Here is an 18799-nt window from a genome sequence, read left to right as displayed (position 1 = left end):
CACCCCTGTGGGAGCGAGCCTGCTCGCGATGAGGCCTGCACATTCACCATAGATGCTCACCGACCCACCGCTTTCGCGAGCAGGCTCGCTCCCACAAAGGGTGCGCCTTGCAGGGACAGATTTGCCTTTGCGAGGCGTCATACCGCCACCTCTTGGGCGTCGGGTTTGCCGAAACGACGTCCCAACCGGTCGAAATACAGATAGATCACAGGCGTGGTGAACAACGTCAGCACTTGACTCACCAACAAGCCACCCACCATCACCAGACCCAACGGTTGACGCAGTTCCGCGCCTGAACCGGTCGCCAGCATCAGCGGCACCGCGCCGAACAACGCGGCCAGTGTGGTCATCAAAATCGGCCGGAAACGCAGCAGCGCCGCCTGATAGATCGCCGTTTCCGGGTCCACGCCCTGATTGCGTTCAGCGTCGAGGGCGAAGTCGATCATCATGATCGCGTTCTTTTTCACGATACCGATCAACAAAATGATGCCGATGATCGCGATCATGCCCAGGTCATTGCCGCTCAACAGCAACGCCAACAAGGCGCCGACCGCTGCCGAGGGCAAGGTCGAGAGAATGGTGATCGGGTGGATGTAGCTCTCGTAAAGCACGCCAAGCACGATGTACATGGTGACCACCGCCGCCAGAATCAGCAGCAAGGTGCTCGACAGCGAGGCCTGGAAAGCTTCGGCCGCGCCCTGGAACTGGGTCTGCACGCCGATCGGCATGCCGATGTCCTTCTGCACCTGGTCGATGATCTCCACCGCATGCCCCAGCGCTACGCCGGGCGCGAGGTTGAACGACATCATCACTGCCGGGAACTGACCGATATGAGTGATCGCCAGTTGGGCCTGACGCTCCTCGATGTGCGCCAGGCTGGACAGGCGCACTTGCCCGCCGTCGGTGGTTTTCACGTGAATCTGATTCAGCGCCTCCGGACCGATCTTCTCGCCGGACTGCGATTGCAGCACCACGCGGTATTGGCTGGCCTGGGTGTAGATGGTGGAAATCTGCCGCTGACCGAAGGCGTCGTACAGCGCATCGGTGATGTTCGACACCGACACACCGACCCGCGACGCCGCATCGCGGTCGATCACCAGATACACCTGCAGACCTTTGTCCTGCAAATCGCTGGCGACGTCGGTCAGCTCAGGCCGTTGGGCCAGGGCTTCCACCAGACGACCACTCCACAGACTGAGCAGCTCGGAATCCGGCGACGACATGCTGAACTGGTATTGAGTCCGGCTGACGCGGTCTTCGATGGTCAGGTCCTGCACCGGTTGCATGAACAGGCGAATGCCGGTGAGCTTGTCCAGTTCCGGTTGCAGACGTGCGATCACCTCGGTGGCGCTCAGGTCGCGGTTGCTGTGGGATTTGAGGTTGATCAGCAGACGACCGCTGTTGAGCGTCGAGTTGTCACCGTCCACACCGATGTAGGACGACAGGCTTTCCACCGCCGGATCCGCCAGGATCACTTTGGCCAGTTCCTGCTGACGTTCGCTCATGGCGGCAAAGGAAATCGACTGCGGCGCTTCGGAAATGCCCTGGATTACCCCGGTGTCCTGCACCGGGAAGAAGCCCTTGGGCACCACCATGTAAAGGAACACGGTCAACGCCAGCGTGCCGATGGCCACCATCAGGGTCAGCGGTTGATGCTTGAGAACCCACTTTAACTTGCGCCCGTAAGCCGCGATCATCCAATCAATTGTGGCGCCGCTGGCCCGGTAGAAACGGCCCTGCTCTTCTTCCTTGGGTTCACGCTTGAGCAACCGCGCGCACATCATTGGCGTCAGGGTCAGGGAGACGACAAGGGAAATCAGGATCGCTACCGCCAGGGTGATGGCAAATTCGCGGAACAATCGCCCTACCACGTCGGCCATGAACAGCAACGGAATCAGTACGGCGATCAGCGACAAGGTCAGGGAGATCAGCGTGAAACCGATCTGCTTGGCGCCCTTGAGCGCCGCATTCAGGGGGCTGTCGCCCTCTTCGATAAACCGGGAAATGTTCTCCAGCATGACGATCGCATCGTCCACCACAAAACCGGTGGCGATGGTCAGGGCCATCAGGGTCAGGTTGTTGACCGAGAAACCCGCGAGGTACATCACGCCGAAGGTGCCGATCAGCGACAGTGGCACGGCCACTGAGGGGATGATCGTGGCACTGGCGCGACGCAGGAACAGGAAGGTCACCATCACGACCAGCGCAATGGCGATCAACAATTCGTGTTGCACGTCGGTGACCGAGGCGCGGATGGTCTGGGTGCGGTCGGTCAGCACGGTGACCTCGAGACCGGCCGGCAGGTTGTCGGTGATGCTCGGCAGCAGGGCTTTGATCCGGTCGACCACTTCGATGACGTTGGCGCCAGGCTGGCGCTGGATGTTCAACAACACCGCCTGGTTTTCATTGGCCCACGCCGCCAGACGTTCGTTTTCCGCGCCATCGACGATCTCCGCCACGTCCTTCAAACGCAACGGCGCGCCGTTGGCGTAGGCGAGGATCAGGTTGGCGTAGTCCTTGGGCGAGGTCAGTTGATCGTTTGCATCGAGCATCGACACCCGGGTCGGGCCGTCGAAGTTGCCCTTGGGCTGGTTGACGTTGGACGCGCCGATCAAGGTGCGTACGTCAGACAGGTTCAAGCCATTGGCCGCCAGCGCCTCGGGGTTGACCTTGATCCGAACGGCCTGACGCTGGCCGCCGGCAATGCTGACCATGCCGACGCCGCTGATCTGGGCAATTTTCTGCGCCATGCGCGTGTCGACCAAATCATTGAGCTTGGGCAGCAGCATGGTCTTGGACGTAATGGCCAGGGTCAGTACCGGGGTGTCCGCCGGGTTGACCTTGTTGTACACCGGCGGCGCCGGCAGGTCCTTGGGCAGCAAATTGGTCGCGGCGTTGATCGCCGCCTGCACCTGCTGCTCGGCGACGTCCATGTTGATGTCGAGGCTGAAACGCAGGGTCAGCACCGAAGCGCCGCCGGAACTGGTCGACGCCATTTGGGTCAGGCCGGGCATCTGCCCGAATTGACGCTCAAGGGGCGCGGTCACGGCGCTGGTCATGACATCCGGGCTGGCGCCGGGATACAGCGTCATGACGCGGATAGTCGGGTAATCGACCTGAGGCAATGCCGACACTGGCAACAGCCGATAGGCGATCACGCCGGCCAGGATAATGGCCAGCATGCTCAGGGTCGTGGCGACCGGGCGAAGGATGAACAGCCGCGAGATGTTCATGCGCCGTCCTTTTTCGCCTTGTCGGTGGTCGTCGTGTCAGGCGCCGCGGCGGCCGATTTTCCTTGCAGGTGCCCGGTCGGGGTGGTCGGTACATCCTTGGTGTCGTTGACCACTTCCACTTCGCTACCTTCCTTCAAGCGGTCGGTGCCTTCAAGGACCACGCGATCCCCAGGGGCGAGACCTTCGGTAATCACAGTGTTTTCACCGTCACTGGCGCCGACTTTCAACTGACGAATCACGACTTTCTTGTCGCCCTCCAAGGCATAGACAAACGTGCCGTTGGTGCCGAACTGAATCGCTGCCGAAGGTGCGAGCACCACGTCTTTGAGGGTGTCGGCCAGCAGGTGGACGTTGACGAACTGATTCGGGAACAGCGCCTGATCGCGGTTCTCGTAACGCGCCTTGAATTTCAGGGTGCCGGTGGTGACGTCGATCTGGTTGTCCAGGCTCTGCAAGACGCCGGTGGCCTGCAACTTGGTGTCGCCACGGTCCCAGGCTTCGGCGGTCAGTTTGGCGCCGGTGCGATAACGGGCCAGCACGGTTTCCAGGCTGTTTTCCGGCAAGGTGAAGGCGACGCTGATCGGTTGGGTCTGGGTGATGATCACCAGCGCGGTGGTGTCGTTGGCTGCCACCAGGTTGCCGACATCCAGCTGACGCAAGCCCACACGCCCGGCAATCGGGGCGCGGACCTTGGTGAACTCCAGATTGAGCTTGGCGTCGTTGACCGCCGCCTGATTGGTTTTGACGGTGCCCTGATACTGGCCCACCAGCGCTTCGGCGGTGTCCAGGGTCTGCTTGGCAATACTGTCTTCGCGATACAGGCCGCGATAGCGTTCCACATCGACCTGGGCGTTTTTCAGTTGTGCCTGGTTCTGCAGCAACGTGCCTTCGGCCTGAAGCAAGGCGTTCTGGTAAGGACGCGGGTCGATTTCAGCCAGCAGATCGCCCGCCTTGACCATCTGCCCTTCTTCGAAGGAGATCTTCATCAGCTCACCGCCGACGCGGCTGCGCACATTAATGGTGTTCAGCGCCGTCACGGTGCCCAGCGCCTTGTAGTACAGCGGGAAGTCGCCCTTGACCGCTGGCGCGACACGCACTGGAACGGGCCCGGTCGCCCCGCCGAAACCCGGACGCATCCCCCCCGACCTGCCGGTATGCCCGGCAACGGCTTTTTGCCCTGCGCCCTCTTTTTGGGCAGTGCCGGCGGGCCAGAATTTCCAGCACAGGCCAGCGATGACCAACAGGACAAGCAGGCCAAACAGCCAGCGACGGGGACTACGGGAAACGGAGGATTGCATGGAATGATCAACCATTGGGCGCGTGGGCTTCTTCTACAGGAGGCTGAACGATAAGCACTGGCGGGTATTAAGCAAAGCGGCTTTACCGGCAATTTACCTTTGGCTTACGTAACAGGAAATTTATCTAAGACACTGAAGCACAAATGAAAACGGCCTGGACAGAGGGGGCGTTCTCACTGAATTTCCCCGCCGCGCCGGGTCTGCTGTTGTGCAGGGCAAGGCGCGAGAAGCGTGGTTTGGTCATTCCAAATAAGCTTCGAGCAACGCAGCCCTGCACAACAGCAGGCCCGGCCCTTTGGGTTGTGCCTTAAAGCGGGCCAGCCTGCGTTGCAGGCCTTGGAAAGGGAACAACCATTACCAGCGGCCTGCGCCTTGCCTGGCCCGCTTTAAGGCGACAACGCGGCGGGGAAATTCAGTGAGAACGCCCCCTAGGCCGTTAACAAATGTAAAAACCGCTTACTTCAGAACAGCGAGCGCTGCTTCGTAGTTCGGTTCTTCAGCGATTTCCTTGACCAGCTCGCTGTGCAGAACGTTGTCGTTTTCGTCCAGAACCACGACGGCACGGGCCGTCAGGCCTTTGAGCGGGCCGTCAGCGATGGCAACGCCGTAGTTCTCGATGAACTCGGCACCGCGCAGGGTCGACAGGTTTTGTACGTTTTCCAGACCTTCGGCGCCGCAGAAGCGAGCTTGAGCGAACGGCAGGTCAGCGGAGATGCACAGCACGACAGTGTTGGCGACATCGTTGGCCTGGGCGTTGAACTTGCGAACCGAAGTCGCGCAGGTCGGGGTATCAACGCTTGGGAAGATGTTCAGCACTTTGCGCTTGCCGGCGAAGCTCGCCAGGGTCACGTCGGACAGATTGCCGGCAACCAGGGAAAAGGCTGGCGCCTTGGAACCGGCTTGTGGCAGTTGGCCGTTGACTTGAACCGGGGAGCCTTTAAGAGTGACTTGAGCCATGAACGGAGTCCTTCTGAACGTTGTTGTAGAGAATTTTGAAGAGGCCGAAGTTAACCACGAAATGGCCCGACGACCTATGCCGAGATACAAATTGTGATGTCTCGTCGCACACATTGGATACAACCCAAATCCTTTGTAGGAGCAGGGGGGCGCCTAGCCCTTGCCCGCGAAGAACGATAACGCGGTCAGCCTGTTGCAACGAGGTGCTCCCTTCGCGAGCAAGTCGGATCGCCGCATCGCTCGCTCCTACAGGGTCAGCAAGCGCAGCATATTGCGGTGCCTTGCCTCGAAGATTCGGCGCATGTACGCATTGACCAGCAACCACTCCAAAGGTGCGCCGCCAATGGCTGCGTAAGTGATGCGGTCGGTGTACAGCGTACCGCCCTCGCCGGCCTCAACCCGGTGTTCATGACGAAAGGCAGCCAGCGTTGTCGATTTAAGCGACGGCCATTCGACTAGCCAGTGAGTCACTCACATCCAGCGGAGATAAGACCATGCGATTCATGATTATTGTGAAAGCCAGCCAGGATTCCGAGGCCGGTGTGATGCCCAGCAAAGAACTGATGACTGCAATGGGCAACTACAACGAGGAGCTGGTCAAAGCCGGCATCCTCATCGAGTGCGATGGCCTGCAGCCCAGCAGCAAAGGCGCTCGCGTGCGCTTCTCGGGTGACCAGCGCACGGTGATCGACGGCCCGTTCGCCGAAACCAAGGAGCTGATCGCCGGCTACTGGCTATGGCAGGTGAAGTCGAAACAGGAAGCGATCGAGTGGGTCAAACGCTGCCCCAACCCGATGCCAGGCACCGACGCCGAAATCGAGATTCGCCAAGTGTTCGAGGCCGAAGATTTCGGGGCCGAGTTCACACCGGAATTGCGGGAGCAGGAAGAGCGGCTGCGCGCACAGGTGAAGAAACGCTGAAAAGTCCAATCATTGTGGCGAGGGCACAAGCCCCCTCGCCACATCTAGCAGTCCGTCGATCTCAACCCCCTGCTTCGCATTAACTTTTTAGTACACACAAATTCACACAAGCGTGTGCAAAAAAAACCAAAGAATCCCCCCCTTCGACTGGCGAACCCGGCGTTAGCTGCTAGTTTCAACAGACGTGTCCTACAGGCTTGATAGGAAAGAGATTTCGCAGTAGCACCGGTGAAGGCGATCTGAACCTTTTCGATATCTTCTTGCTCAAGACCGACGGTGTGCAGTTGGGCATCGGTCCGCAGATCACCGCCCCCACCGCCGATCAGGACGAACTGGGCACCGGAAAATGGCAGGCCGCAGTTCACGCAGTTCGCCGGAATCAACGTCAAGTTCAGCACATAGGGACTTTTATATGCACAGCGTAATTCGCGCAGCCGGTTTCAGCCTGATGACTATGTTCGCCAGTTGCGGTGTCGGCGCCCAGGACCTGGATACGCGGATCGGCAAGATCGCGATGGAAGGCGAACTGCCGGCCCATGAATCCATTGCCGGGCTCTACGCCGAGCTGGATTTCCAGCAGGCGACCCAGAGTTATCTGTGGGCCTTGCCGCTGGTGTCCTACGCGCAATAGCAGGAAGCGTTTCGTAACAGGCTCGGCGCTCACAGCGGCGACCTGATGGTGCTCAACAGTTACGAAGACAAACTGGGCGTGATCACCGCCAACGCCACCACGCCGTATATTCTCGGTTTCGTCGACCTGAATGAAACCGGCCCGCTGGTGATCGAACTGCCGCCCGGCCCGAGCCACCGGCCGACGCCGGCAAGTATTACCTCGCCAAGTCGGAAACGATGAACGTGCTGGTGGGCTTTCGCGTCCTCGATCCGAACCCGGCCAAGGGCAAGGCGCTGGTCGAACAATTCAAGATGTACCCGTACGCCTGACTTCACGACGGCTGCGTCCGAACGCGGCCCGCACCGAACGCAGCCTCGCGCTGCTCGGCGCCTGCTACATAGACGGTGGAATCACCACGAAGAACCACTCTTCGCCGCCAACTCCCGCCGACTATTCGCCCGCATCGCCTTGATCAACGACACCGTGCCCACCAGCAATATCGCAGCGCCGAACAGAAAGTCGATGTTGTACAACTGGAAGTCATTCAACGGCCCCACCAGAAACACCCGGATCGCCCCGATACTCACCAGCGTGGCGAGAAAATCGATGCCCGGCTCATCGCGATAAAACACGTGCATCAGCGGCAGGCAAATCACCAGCAGCAATAGCAAGACGATCACCTTGAACGAACCTTTGCGCTCGACGCTGAACGCACATTCATGGGTGGCGTAGGGTTTGTAGTCTTCTTCGCGAACCAACGCATTTTTCTCGTTGATGTACTCGCCCCGGTTGTACTTCTGAATGGGCGTAAAGGTGTTCGACATCTCCATCACCGTGGTGATGTGACGGAAGCGCAAGTCGATGCGCTCATTGCCCTTGAGGTAATACAGCACCGGTTTGTAGCCGTAGCGGTAGGTGTCGAAGGGAAACTCGGTGGCGCGCCCCTGTACGTCAATCGGTCGCGGCTCGAGCTCCGCGTAGGCGCTTTTGTTGTCTGAGGCGAGGTTACGGCTCAGGGGTTTGATCCTGACCTGTTCGAGGAGAATCGGCGTGGCGCCGTAGGACCATTGCAGCGGTTCCAGGCGCAGGCGCAGCTCGTTACGGCCCAGGTCATAGCGATTGAAGGTGCGCTCGGAAACAATCACCGCGCCGCTGAGCAGGAACTCGCCACGCAGGTTGTTGGTGATGCGCAGGGTCAGCTGATCCTTGCCCAGCGACAGCGCATCGGCGGCCGGTGGCGTGCCGCACCAGGCGTAACTGTCGAACGCACCACCCAACTGCCCACCGCGGTTTTCCTGGAACACATAAAAGTAACCGCCCCACAGGGTCAACATCAGCAGAAACGCGGTTAACCCTAAAATCTTCTTGCCCACACTCAAACCAGACTCCTTTCTGTACGACTCCCTTATGAGGCGCGGACTCTACCAAAATGCCATCATCGACCCAAGCGAAACCCTCAACGTCGCCTGAACAACGGCCGCGGTTCAATCACCGAACGCCCATACAGCACACTCATCCCGGCCAGCCCCTTGAGCGCATCTTCGGCGGACTTGTCCTCACGCACCGCAAAGCTGTCGAACCCGCATTGACGCATGTGGCTGAGTTGATCGCGCAGTACGTCGCCGACCGCGCGTAACTCGCCCGTCCAGCCCAATCGAGTGCGCAGCAAGTACGCCTGGCTGTAACCGCGACCGTCACGAAAACTCGGAAAGTCGAGGGCAATCAGCGGCAGGTGTGAAAACCACGGCTTGAGGCTTTCCACCTCATCGTCCGGCCCCAACCACACCCCCTTTTGCGGTGGACCTTCAAGCCAACGGGCCAACGGCAGAATCACTGCACCCGCCGGCCATTCATCGTTGACATCCCTGACCAGGGTCCAGGGATCATCAGCGACAATCCGCGCCACACCCTCCTCCAGTCGCAGCAAATTGTTCATGCCGATACCTCCAGCAGCTTCGGATAGACCTGCTCTTTGAACGGTTCCAGACCGATGCGCTGCAAGGTGTCGACGAACACTTCCTCGCTTTCGCGGTAATTGACGAACGTGTCGATGATCCGCTCGATCACCTCGGGCACTTCGGCGGCGCTGAAGGAGGGGCCGATGACTTTGCCCAATGCGCTGTTCTTGCCCTGAGAACCGCCGAGGGTGATCTGGTACCACTCGCTGCCGTTCTTATCGACCCCCAGAATGCCGATGTTGCCGATGTGGTGGTGGCCGCAGGCGTTCATGCAGCCGGAGATGTTCAGGCTGATGTCGCCCAGATCATGCAGATAGTCGAGGTCTTCGAAGCGTGCCTGTATGGCTTGCGCGATGGGGATCGATTTGGCATTGGCCAGCGCGCAGAAGTCACCGCCGGGGCAGGCGATGATGTCAGTCAGCAAACCGATGTTGGCGCAGCCCAGGCCCTGTTCGCAGGCCAGGCACCAGAGCGTGTAGAGATCAGCCTTGGGCACGTCGGGTAACACAATGTTCTGTTCATGGGCGATGCGAATTTCGCCAAAACCGAACTGCTCGGACCAGTCGGCAACGGCCTCCATTTGCTCTGCCGTGACATCACCCGGCGGTGAGGCAATGCCCGGTTTGGTCGACAGCACCACGCTGGCATAGCCCGGCACTTTGTGCGGCTGAACGTTGCGCGACACCCAGCGGGCGAAGGCCGGGTTTTCGGACAGGCGTGTGCCGAAATCGAGGTCGGTGTCCGCCAGAGCGCGGTAATCCGGTGGCACAAAGGCGCTGGCCACGCGCTCATACTCGACGTCGGTCAACTGCGCAGGGCCGTCCTTGAGGTACTGCCACTCCTCTTCCACTTCCCTGGCGAAAGCTTCGATGCCCAGCGCCTTGACCAGAATCTTGATCCGCGCCTTGTACTTGTTGTCGCGCCGACCGTGGCGGTTGTAGACCCGCAGCACCGCTTCGACGTAGGACAGCAGGTGTTGCCACGGCAACCCCTCGCGAATCTGTAAACCAAGGATCGGCGTGCGCCCCAACCCACCGCCGACGATGACCCGCAGCAGCATTTGCCCGTCGGTGCCCGGGTAAAGATAGAGGCCGATGTCATGCATCATGATCGCCGCCCGGTCTTGTTCCGCCGAGCAGATGGCGATTTTGAACTTGCGCGGCAGGAACAGGAATTCCGGGTTGATGGTCGACCACTGCCGGAGAATTTCCGCCAGCGGCCGCGGGTCGATCATTTCATCCGCCGCCACCCCGGCAAAGGCTTCGGTGGTGATGTTGCGCACGCAGTTACCGGAGGTCTGGATCGCGTGCATTTCCACTTGTGCCAGGCGTTCGAGGATGTCCGGTACCTGGGCCAGTTCGATCCAGTTGAACTGCATGTTCTGCCGGGTGGTGAAGTGGCCGTAACCGCGATCGTAATCCCGGGCGATGCTCGCCAGCGTGCGCATTTGCGGCGCGCTTAATGTGCCGTAAGGGATCGCCACGCGCAGCATGTAGGCGTGTTTTTGCATGTACAGGCCGTTCTGTAGGCGCAAAGGCAGGAATTCTTCTTCGCTCAACTCATCCGCCATGAAGCGTTCGACCTGATCGCGAAACTGCGCGACCCGCTCAAAGACCAGGGCCCGGTCATAGTCATCGTACTGATACATGTGGCTACCTCATCAGGATTGATCGCACGCTCTACATACCCTGTAGCAGCTGCCGAGCCTGCGAGGCTGCGTTCGGCTGCGAAGCAGTCGTAAACCCTGTGCACACGGTTCACCTGACAGACCGAGTCGTGTGGTTTGACGACTGCTTCGCAGCCGAACGCAGCCTCGCAGGCTCGGCAGCTGCTACGGGGGATTGGCGGTGCTTGTGGTGTTGACTATGGACCTGCGGCGCAGCACGTTACAGATTCACCTGAAGGCTAAAAAACCGTATCAGACTGCGGCTTATCACCGCAGGCATTCGCTTTATCTGATCCGCATAAACTCTGTTTTTCTGAGTCTGTTTTGTTTCCGGCAGGGTTTCTACAGTGGACGACATGCCAGTCCGGGTGGCCTGGCAAGACTTTGCAACCGTGGAAACTTTGACCATGAGCACAGCAACAATCGGACAGGCCTATAACTACAAGGTCGTCCGCCAATTCGTCGTGGCAACCGTGGTATGGGGTGTCGTGGGGATGGCGATGGGGGTGTGGATCGCCTCGCAACTGGTGTGGCCGCAGATGAACCTCGACCTGCCGTGGACCACCTTCGGCCGCTTGCGCCCGCTGCACACCAGCCTGGTGATTTTCGGCTTCGCCGGCAGCGCGCAATTCGCAGCCAGTTACTACGCGGTGCAGCGCACCTGCCAGGTGCGGCTGTATTCGGACAAGCTTGCCGCGTTCACTTTTTGGGGTTGGCAATCGGTGATCGTGGTGATGCTGATCACCTTGCCGCTGGGCTACACCACCACCAAGGAATACGCCGAGATCGAGTTTTCTGGCGCGGTATGGATGACGGTGGTCTGGGTCGCTTACGCCATTGTGTTCTTCACCACCGTGGTGCAGCGCAAGACCAAACACATCTACGTCGGCAACTGGTTCTTCGGCGCGTTCATCGTGGTGATCGCGATGCTGCATATGGTCAATCACCTGGCGATTCCGGTGGACTGGTTCAAGTCCTATCCGGTGTATTCCGGAGCGACCGACGCCATGGTGCAGTGGTGGTACGGGCACAACGCGGTGGGGTTCTTCCTGACCACCGGGTTCCTCGGGATGATGTATTACTTCGTGCCGAAACAGGTCGGGCGGCCGGTGTATTCCTATCGGCTGTCGATCGTGCACTTCTGGGCGCTGATTACCCTGTACATCTGGGCCGGCCCGCACCACTTGCATTACACCGCACTGCCGGACTGGGCGCAGTCGCTGGGCATGGCGATGTCGCTGATCCTCCTGGCACCGAGTTGGGGCGGGATGATCAACGGCATGATGACGCTGTCGGGTGCCTGGCATAAATTGCGCACCGACCCGATCCTGCGCTTTTTGGTGCTGTCCCTGGCCTTCTACGGCATGTCGACCTTCGAAGGGCCGATGATGGCGATCAAAACCGTCAACGCCCTCTCCCACTACACCGACTGGACCATCGGTCATGTCCACGCCGGCGCTTTGGGTTGGGTGGCGATGATTACCTTCGGTTCGCTGTACCACATGATCCCGAAAGTCTTCGGCCGCGAGCAGATGTACAGCACGCCGCTGATCAACCTGCACTTCTGGCTCGCCACCATCGGCACGGTGCTGTACATCGCCTCGATGTGGGTCAATGGCATCACCCAGGGCCTGATGTGGCGCGCGATCAACGACGACGGCACGCTGACCTATTCGTTCGTTGAAGCCTTGCAGGCCAGCCATCCAGGGTTCGTGGTGCGCTTCGCCGGTGGGGTGTTCTTCCTCAGCGGCATGTTGCTGATGGCGTACAACACCTGGCGCACCGTGCGGGTTTCGGACGTCGAAATGGCCCACCGCGAAGCGCAGATTGCCTGAGGCAAGGGGCTTGAGATGATTGAGGTCGTGTTGAATGTTTTGGGCGTGGTGGGGCTTTGGCTGGCGATTGAATACTGCCTGAAGCACCAGACAGCAGAGAGTCTGGAGGATGCGAGCCTGATTCCGTTTGCCGATGACCCTGAGGTGGCGCGGCGGGTGGAGTTGGCGACGGGCAAGACTGTGAAGGCGGTGGCACCGGAAGAGGTGAAGCCGGGATGGGGCAACCTCGACCTCTGACAGCTCCACTAATCCATTGTGGGAGCGAGCCTGCTGGCGAAGGGGCCATAACATTCAGCATCATTGTTGAATGTAAGACTGCTTTCGCGAGCAGGCTCGCTCCCACAGGATTATGTGTCAGGTCAGAGGATTCAGCTGCGTTCGCGGGGAATCAGGCTCTGCAACTGCTGCGCCAAAAAGTTCGCATCGAACGCAAAGGTATCCGGGTCTTTCAACCCATTGGTCTTGCGCCATTGCCAGCTACTGGACGGCGGCAGGCACACCAGCGAAATGCTGCCATAGCGCGCTGCCGTCAGGCCCATCACGGCGAGTGAAATCTGACCACCGACACCCATCACATCCGGCACAAACTCCACCGGTTTACCGGCAATGACAATGGACAGCTTCTCGGTCTTGAAGGTCGACGTCTCGACCGGAACGCTCGGCCCCGAGGCGACATACGCCTCGCGGCTTACCTCCAGCAGATTCGGTGCCTGGACCGGTTCCAGCCATTGCTGGATCTGATCAAACAGCTCACCAATGCGCGTCGCCCACACGGCCGATTGCGACTCGAACAGTTGCTTCTTGTGCGCTTCGCTTTCTGCGTAATGGCGAAGCATCTCACCCAGTTGCTGTACGTCGTCCATTGCGGTGTTCCTTTGTTGAAGCAGTGCTGCGGTTTTTGAGCATGGCAGATTGAGCACAGGACCGTTCAATTAAAACGGAGACTGATGCATGAGCGGCAGCGGAAATTACGACAAACGGTACCGAAAAACACAATTTACGCGGCGTTACCTGTCAGATGTGACAGTAGCCACCTCGCTTGAGTAGGTGTTTGATAGAACCGCCACCGAAATAACCGGGATGGTGAGAGTCACGCTCAAGGAGACAGGTGATGGATAACCAAACCAACAGCAATGTTCTGACCCTATATCCGGTAATCATCCCGGGATGGAAAACGCCAGTCATTCATGATTCCAATCCACATGGGGGCATCCCCCTTTCCCTCTTCGATGAACAACCTGAGGGTCTCTTATGCCTTATCGACCCTTGGCTCAATGCGGCGTCCAAGTCTGTTGTTATGGATGTAGACGACCGCGTTGATCTGTACGTGGACGGCAGAGCAACCCCCGTGACGGGCAAAACCATTGGACCCGGCGAGGAAAACGATCGTGTTCGACTGTACATCCCCAAAGGCATTCTTCAAGACGGTGTCAACGAGATCTTCTACCAGGTATTGAGGGTAGGTCAGACAACGCCCGAAGAGTCCCTGAAATTAAAAGTTCTCTACCACACCCTTGCACCCGGAGAACCCGGCCATTCGACGCGCAAGGTTCAGGTCTCTGCCGATGTGCAGACCAACGGCGTGGATAAAGCCCAGGCGGAGCGTGGTGTGGTGGTCGGGTTCGACTATCCCAATAGACGCGCACATGATGATATTCGGCTGACCGTTGGTACGACCTATGTCGATCACAAGGTAACCCCTGCCGAGGCGGTTCCAGGCAGCCCGGTAGTGACCGAAACACTCTTCACCCCGGTTTTCGAAAAAACGGGCGATAACCCGCGTACCCCGTTCTGGTTTCGGATCATTGATCAGCTCGGCAATTCATCCGGCCAGTCCGCGCCCCTTGAGGTGGATGTACATCTCAGAGAGGCGCAACTCGACCTGAAGCCTCCCAAAGTGCTGGAGGCCTTGGGAAGCAACGGTACAGTGTTGGACTTCAACGACATGTACTCCGCCGATTACGCCAGAGTGCAGGTCGACTACACCGGCTCCTTGCCCGGACACACCGTGAAGGTGTATTGGATCGGCCGAAACATAACCTATGGCAGTGAGATTCAAACGATCGGCCAAGCCGGGCAAACCCTGGTCTTTAAGGTTGATCGGTTAGACGTGATCGATTGCATCGGCAGTGGGGCGCAGGTTTATTACACCGTTGAACGTCCCGATACCGATCCTCAACGCTCTCGCCCGCTGGACCTCACTGTCCTTGCACAACGCTTTCATCTTCCCGAACCCCTATTGTCGTCGGACAAACGTACGGCAACCGTCCGCTATACCGGCATGAACACCGGTTACAAAGTCCGTATTGCCTGGCACGGTAAATACAAACGTTACGGTGCCGAATTCGACATCACCAACACCTCCGAAATGCGCCTACCCATAGATTCCTCATGGATCTCTGAAAGTGCAGGACTCCCCGTGCACATCAATTACACGATCCTTCGCTCAAACAGTGGTGAACGCTTGATGTTTTCGTGGATATTACGCATTCAACTTTGACAAATTATTTCTTTTAGAACTGGACTCATAACTTACACAGCATTTCATGAGAGGGAATACCAATGAACCACTCAGCTTGCTTGCTGTTGAGCGCAGGAATGCTAGTCAGTATCTACTCACTATCATATGCCACGCAGGAAACAGCCAGTACAACAGCCACACAAAGTGTAATTACCGTACAACGTTGCGCCAAGTACATCGAAACAGCCGAATGGTTTCGCCGAGACTATGAATGGTCTATTGCAATCACCCCAACACCTTGTGCCAGAGAGACCCAGCCAGAACAAACGCCTTTTTTATGGGATGAGCTGACGCGTGACTATTCAAACAGCAGGTATTGGAAAAACACCCATGGCTTGAGACATCAATTGATTTGCCACCTGGCCATTGCACGCGACAAACCTCAATGGATCCTGGAACCGTGGAGACCTGACGTCGGCTACGAAAAAACCCTGGCTGCCGGTTGCAACCACGTTACGCCGCTGCCTGAGCAAGCACCCTGACGTTTCACCCAATATCTATATCGACTTTTCACTTCAGCAACGTTCACTCCAACAAAGCCAACATTATTTTCAATAACAATCGCCAACACCTGTTTTAAAAAATGGATTTTATTATGAATAAGTTAATACTCGCACTTTTCACGCTAACCGTTATGGGTTGCACACAGACAGCTTCCAACCTCACCCATGAGCTTGGCGCAATTAACAACGCCAATATATTGAAGGGGCCTGCCATCGCAACACAACTTAATACTCTCTACAGCAGAAAATTTGCCAACTGCAATAATTCGGACTCACAGCCTGCATTTCTTTGTTCGGGCGTTACACTCAGAGTTACGGTAAAGGACCCGAACAACCAATATAAAGTATGGGACCCCAGCCCCACATCAATAAAAAGTGGCGGCGTATCGTTTTCTTATCTAAGAGCCGATACAAACTTCGGACGACTGGCCTGGGGTTACGGAAATGGTTTTATCCTGTATCCCATCTTTGAAGCACCTGCCGACAAAGTCGATCTGGACTATTTATGCTCGTACCCCATGGATGCGTGGACCTGGACCCGAAACGAAACAGCGGTCTGCGTCGCCCATCCCTCTTATCCCGCTCAAAGCCAGATTTGCCATAACGCCGGCGTGACCACTGCTGAACAATGGAAAGCCGTATGGGATTTGCCCGGTGGCACTCCAAACCAGCGCTCATGTGGTTTCGACGTCAAGGATGATCGCAATGCACTGGCGGGTCCCGCGTTCTATCAATCCGTCAGAGCGAAAGCGTTGCTTGGTGCGAAGGGATTCAGCGAGCATAACGAAATACTGATCAAGACCTGGACAGCAGGACGCCCCAACACGCTCCCGATCATGGCGTTCTTCTTTGTTGCGGGTGGAACTAACGCGGGCCTTGCCGATGCTCAGTACAACCAAAGGGATTTCTATAATTCAACCAACCCTAAGATCGTGGTGCCGATCATTCGGCTCACACCTCCCGACAGCGCGGCCGGCACCGCCTCCTTTATATACGTCGCCGCAGACCAGGTGGTGACCCAATGAACGCCCCCCTTCATCCGGCCTGCATCAAAAGTCTGATTGCAGCTGTTGGGTTCGGTATTCTGGTGGGGTGTAGCCACACCAATACGCCACCTGAAGATGATGTCATCGGTAGTTACACAACTACCGCAGGCTCAGCCGTCGCAGCAAGGCTTCAAGCCTTGTACGAAGACACGCGAAAAGATTGCGGAACGCCTTCAGCACCCGCGTTCTTGTGTTCCGGTGTCACGTTAAGAGTCACTCGCCAAGATAACAGCTACCACGTCTGGGACCCCAGCCCCACCTCAGTAAGAACCGGAGGCATTCATTTCTCTTATCTCAGAGCGGATTCGAACTTCAGAGAAATGGCCTGGAGCGATCCAAAAACCAATAGTAACGGCTATGTTTTTTACCCCATTTTCGATAAGCCTGCGGATAAGCTCCATATTGAATATCTCTGCGCCTTTCCAATCGATGGCTGGGCCTGGTACCGCTCAGCGCCCGGTTGTGGACCCAGTACTGATTACCCCACTCAAAGCCGTCGTTGCCAGTCAATTGGGATAACCACGGCTGAGTTATGGATAAAACACTGGAACACTCCAAATATCGCAAAACCAAGTTTGCACCAATGCAGTTTCGACACTCGAGATGCCATGAACAACCTCGGGGCGGCCTCGTTCTATCAATCCATCCGAGCGAAACAACAGTTAGGTCAACGGGGCTTCAATGAGCAAAATGATTTGATACTGGCTGCATGGCCCGCAGGTCAGCAAAACAGACTGCCGATCATGGCGCTCTTTTACATCGCCGGGAGCCCCGCAGTAGCCCTTGCTGATGCAAAATGGAATCAAAGGGACTTCTATAACTGGACCCATCCACACATCATCGTACCCATTATCAAAGTCACCCTTCCCACTACCGTAACGGGTCGGGCGCACTTTGAGTACATAGAGGCAGATCAGGTGCACAAATAAGTATTAACCACTGGTATACAGCACCAAAGAAACCGACACTCTCGTGCTCGCCTGTCACGTCAAGCAGGCCACTTCATCGGGAGATTGCAATGCGCACCATCGGCCTTATCGGCGGCATGAGCTGGGAGTCCAGCGCCGAGTATTACCGTCTCATCAACCAGCAGGTGCGCGACCGGCTCGGGCCGTTGCGTTCGGCGAAATTGCTCATGTACAGCGTCGACTTTGGCCCTGTCGAACAGGCCCAGCACGCCGGGCGCTGGGACGATGCCGCGGCGATTCTGGTGGACGCGGCGCGCAGGCTGGAGGCCGGTGGCGCTGATTGCGTGGTGCTGTGCACCAACACCATGCACAAGGTAGCCGGGCAGATTCAGGCAGCGATCAGTATTCCGTTTCTGCACATCGCCGATCCAGCTGGTCAGGCTGCCGTCGATACGGGTGCGTTGAAGGTTGGATTGCTCGGCACAGCGTTCACCATGGAGCAGGACTTTCTGAAAGAGCGCCTGACTTCAATGGGACTGACCGTGCTGGTGCCGGAGGCCGATGAACGTCAGGCCGTCCACCGGATCATCTATGACGAGTTGTGCGTCGGGGTGATCAGCGAGGCGTCGCGCAAGGTCTATCAGCAGGTTATCGAATCACTGACCCAGCGCGGCGCCCAGGCGATCATCCTCGGCTGCACGGAGATCGGCCTGCTGATCAAGCCCGAGCACAGCGCCCTGCCCTTGCTCGACACCACCGAACTGCATGCTCAAGCGGCGGTGGCGTTCGCGTTGGGCGAGTGACTCAACCGGCCTTGGGTGTGCGACGCAGGCGCGCCATGCTCAAGGCATCCACCAGCACGCCGTCACGCACGGCGTAGTCGCGAAACAGCCCTTCGGGGTCGAAGCCGAACTTGCGATACAGCCCGATGGCGGCTTCATTGTCGGCGTACACCGAAAGCTCGACCCGTTGCAGGTTCATCCAGTTGTCGGCGATGTCCAGCGCTGCCGCCAGCAGTTGCGAGCCAACGCCCTTGCCCTGCCAGGCCACCGCGACGCCCATGCCGAGATTGCCGGCATGGCTGCGGCGGATCCGTGAAAACTGCTCCAGGCCAATATTGCCGATGACCGTCCCTTGATGCAGCGCCACCAGCTGCACCACACGCTCGTTGTCCGGCGCCAGGCGCTTGCGCCAGACCTCCGCGGACTGAAACGGCATTTGCAGCACCTGCCGGGTAATGGCCGGGTCGTTGTAGAGCGCGGTAATGCCGTCGATGTGGGATTCGTTGAAACGTTCGAGGGAAATGACAGCGTCAGTGGCGGGCATGGGTGATTCATCCTT

General features: G+C 58.1%; 16 protein-coding genes and 2 pseudogenes. 9 read left to right on the top strand and 9 right to left on the bottom strand.

The features are described 5' to 3' along the window. Positions 1-137 precede the first annotated feature (137 nt). From ACYZTW_RS15030 to ACYZTW_RS15015, 4 genes and pseudogenes are all read right to left on the bottom strand, one after another. Positions 138-3233 carry an MdtB/MuxB family multidrug efflux RND transporter permease subunit gene (locus ACYZTW_RS15030; RefSeq protein WP_462005529.1) on the bottom strand — a complete coding sequence of 1032 codons (3096 nt, stop codon included), beginning with the start codon at positions 3231-3233 and terminating at the stop codon, positions 138-140. After that, positions 3230-4546 (bottom strand): MdtA/MuxA family multidrug efflux RND transporter periplasmic adaptor subunit, encoded by a 1317-nt coding sequence (locus ACYZTW_RS15025; protein WP_462005528.1) that lies wholly within the window; start codon positions 4544-4546, stop codon positions 3230-3232. Before ACYZTW_RS15025 ends, ACYZTW_RS15030 begins: the two co-directional genes overlap by 4 nt. A gap of 441 nt (positions 4547-4987) precedes the next feature. Next, entirely contained in the window at positions 4988-5488 is a 501-nt protein-coding gene (gene tpx / locus ACYZTW_RS15020; protein ID WP_134097025.1) for a thiol peroxidase, read from the bottom strand. Positions 5489-5734: 246 nt separating this feature from the next. Next, positions 5735-5914: pseudogene (locus tag ACYZTW_RS15015) on the bottom strand (polyketide cyclase); the annotation flags it as partial. Positions 5915-5982: 68 nt separating this feature from the next. Here ACYZTW_RS15015 and ACYZTW_RS15010 point away from each other — a divergent pair. Together ACYZTW_RS15010 and ACYZTW_RS15005 are read left to right on the top strand one after the other, a co-directional pair. After that, entirely contained in the window at positions 5983-6408 is a 426-nt protein-coding gene (locus ACYZTW_RS15010; RefSeq protein ID WP_462005527.1) for a YciI family protein, read from the top strand. A gap of 412 nt (positions 6409-6820) precedes the next feature. Then, a pseudogene (locus ACYZTW_RS15005) lies at positions 6821-7347 on the top strand (DUF1254 domain-containing protein); the annotation flags it as partial. A gap of 84 nt (positions 7348-7431) precedes the next feature. On the opposite strand, the gene ACYZTW_RS15000 reads toward ACYZTW_RS15005, so the two are convergent. From ACYZTW_RS15000 to ACYZTW_RS14990, 3 genes are all read right to left on the bottom strand, one after another. After that, on the bottom strand, positions 7432-8400 hold the full coding sequence (locus ACYZTW_RS15000) for a hypothetical protein (protein WP_462005526.1): 969 nt from the start codon (positions 8398-8400) through the stop codon (positions 7432-7434). 77 nt (positions 8401-8477) lie between these two features. Beyond that, positions 8478-8957, bottom strand: coding sequence for a DUF934 domain-containing protein (locus ACYZTW_RS14995; protein WP_102614351.1), 480 nt, complete (start codon positions 8955-8957; stop codon positions 8478-8480). Next, positions 8954-10627 (bottom strand): nitrite/sulfite reductase, encoded by a 1674-nt coding sequence (locus ACYZTW_RS14990; RefSeq protein ID WP_462005525.1) that lies wholly within the window; start codon positions 10625-10627, stop codon positions 8954-8956. Before ACYZTW_RS14990 ends, ACYZTW_RS14995 begins: the two co-directional genes overlap by 4 nt. 425 nt (positions 10628-11052) lie before the next feature. Between ACYZTW_RS14990 and ccoN the strand changes: the two genes are divergently transcribed. Continuing rightward, the gene (gene ccoN / locus ACYZTW_RS14985; RefSeq protein ID WP_462005524.1) at positions 11053-12480 is read left to right on the top strand and encodes a cytochrome-c oxidase, cbb3-type subunit I; all 1428 of its coding nucleotides are present in this window, start codon (positions 11053-11055) and stop codon (positions 12478-12480) included. A gap of 15 nt (positions 12481-12495) precedes the next feature. Beyond that, positions 12496-12717, top strand: coding sequence for a cbb3-type cytochrome c oxidase subunit 3 (locus tag ACYZTW_RS14980; protein ID WP_462005523.1), 222 nt, complete (start codon positions 12496-12498; stop codon positions 12715-12717). 131 nt (positions 12718-12848) lie between these two features. Here ACYZTW_RS14980 and ACYZTW_RS14975 read toward each other — a convergent pair whose 3' ends face one another. Further along, complete coding sequence (locus ACYZTW_RS14975) at positions 12849-13343, bottom strand: hypothetical protein (RefSeq protein ID WP_462005522.1); 495 nt, start codon at positions 13341-13343, stop codon at positions 12849-12851. Between the two features lie 248 nt (positions 13344-13591). Between ACYZTW_RS14975 and ACYZTW_RS14970 the strand changes: the two genes are divergently transcribed. The 5 genes from ACYZTW_RS14970 (at position 13592) to ACYZTW_RS14950 (ending at position 18261) form a co-directional block, all read left to right on the top strand. Next, positions 13592-14980: a hypothetical protein gene (locus ACYZTW_RS14970; protein WP_462005521.1), complete on the top strand. Its 1389-nt coding sequence runs from the start codon at positions 13592-13594 to the stop codon at positions 14978-14980. A 62-nt stretch (positions 14981-15042) separates the two neighbouring features. Next, a complete protein-coding gene (locus tag ACYZTW_RS14965) occupies positions 15043-15483 on the top strand; it encodes a DUF2599 domain-containing protein (RefSeq protein ID WP_462005520.1) in 441 nt (146 codons plus the stop codon). A 113-nt stretch (positions 15484-15596) separates the two neighbouring features. Continuing rightward, the gene (locus ACYZTW_RS14960) at positions 15597-16529 is read left to right on the top strand and encodes a halovibrin HvnC (protein WP_462005519.1); all 933 of its coding nucleotides are present in this window, start codon (positions 15597-15599) and stop codon (positions 16527-16529) included. Continuing rightward, on the top strand, positions 16526-17479 hold the full coding sequence (locus tag ACYZTW_RS14955; protein WP_462005518.1) for a halovibrin HvnC: 954 nt from the start codon (positions 16526-16528) through the stop codon (positions 17477-17479). Before ACYZTW_RS14960 ends, ACYZTW_RS14955 begins: the two co-directional genes overlap by 4 nt. 89 nt (positions 17480-17568) lie before the next feature. Continuing rightward, a complete protein-coding gene (locus ACYZTW_RS14950; RefSeq protein ID WP_462005517.1) occupies positions 17569-18261 on the top strand; it encodes an aspartate/glutamate racemase family protein in 693 nt (230 codons plus the stop codon). Between the two features lies 1 nt (position 18262). Here the strand turns inward: ACYZTW_RS14950 and ACYZTW_RS14945 are convergent, their stop codons facing one another. Next, a complete protein-coding gene (locus ACYZTW_RS14945; RefSeq protein ID WP_462005516.1) occupies positions 18263-18784 on the bottom strand; it encodes a GNAT family N-acetyltransferase in 522 nt (173 codons plus the stop codon). Between the last annotated feature and the right edge of the window lie 15 nt (positions 18785-18799).

Source organism: Pseudomonas sp. LB3P25, from assembly GCF_054897985.1.
The sequence above is the reverse complement of the archived record's forward strand: the minus strand, read 5'-3'. Positions and strand labels throughout refer to the sequence as shown.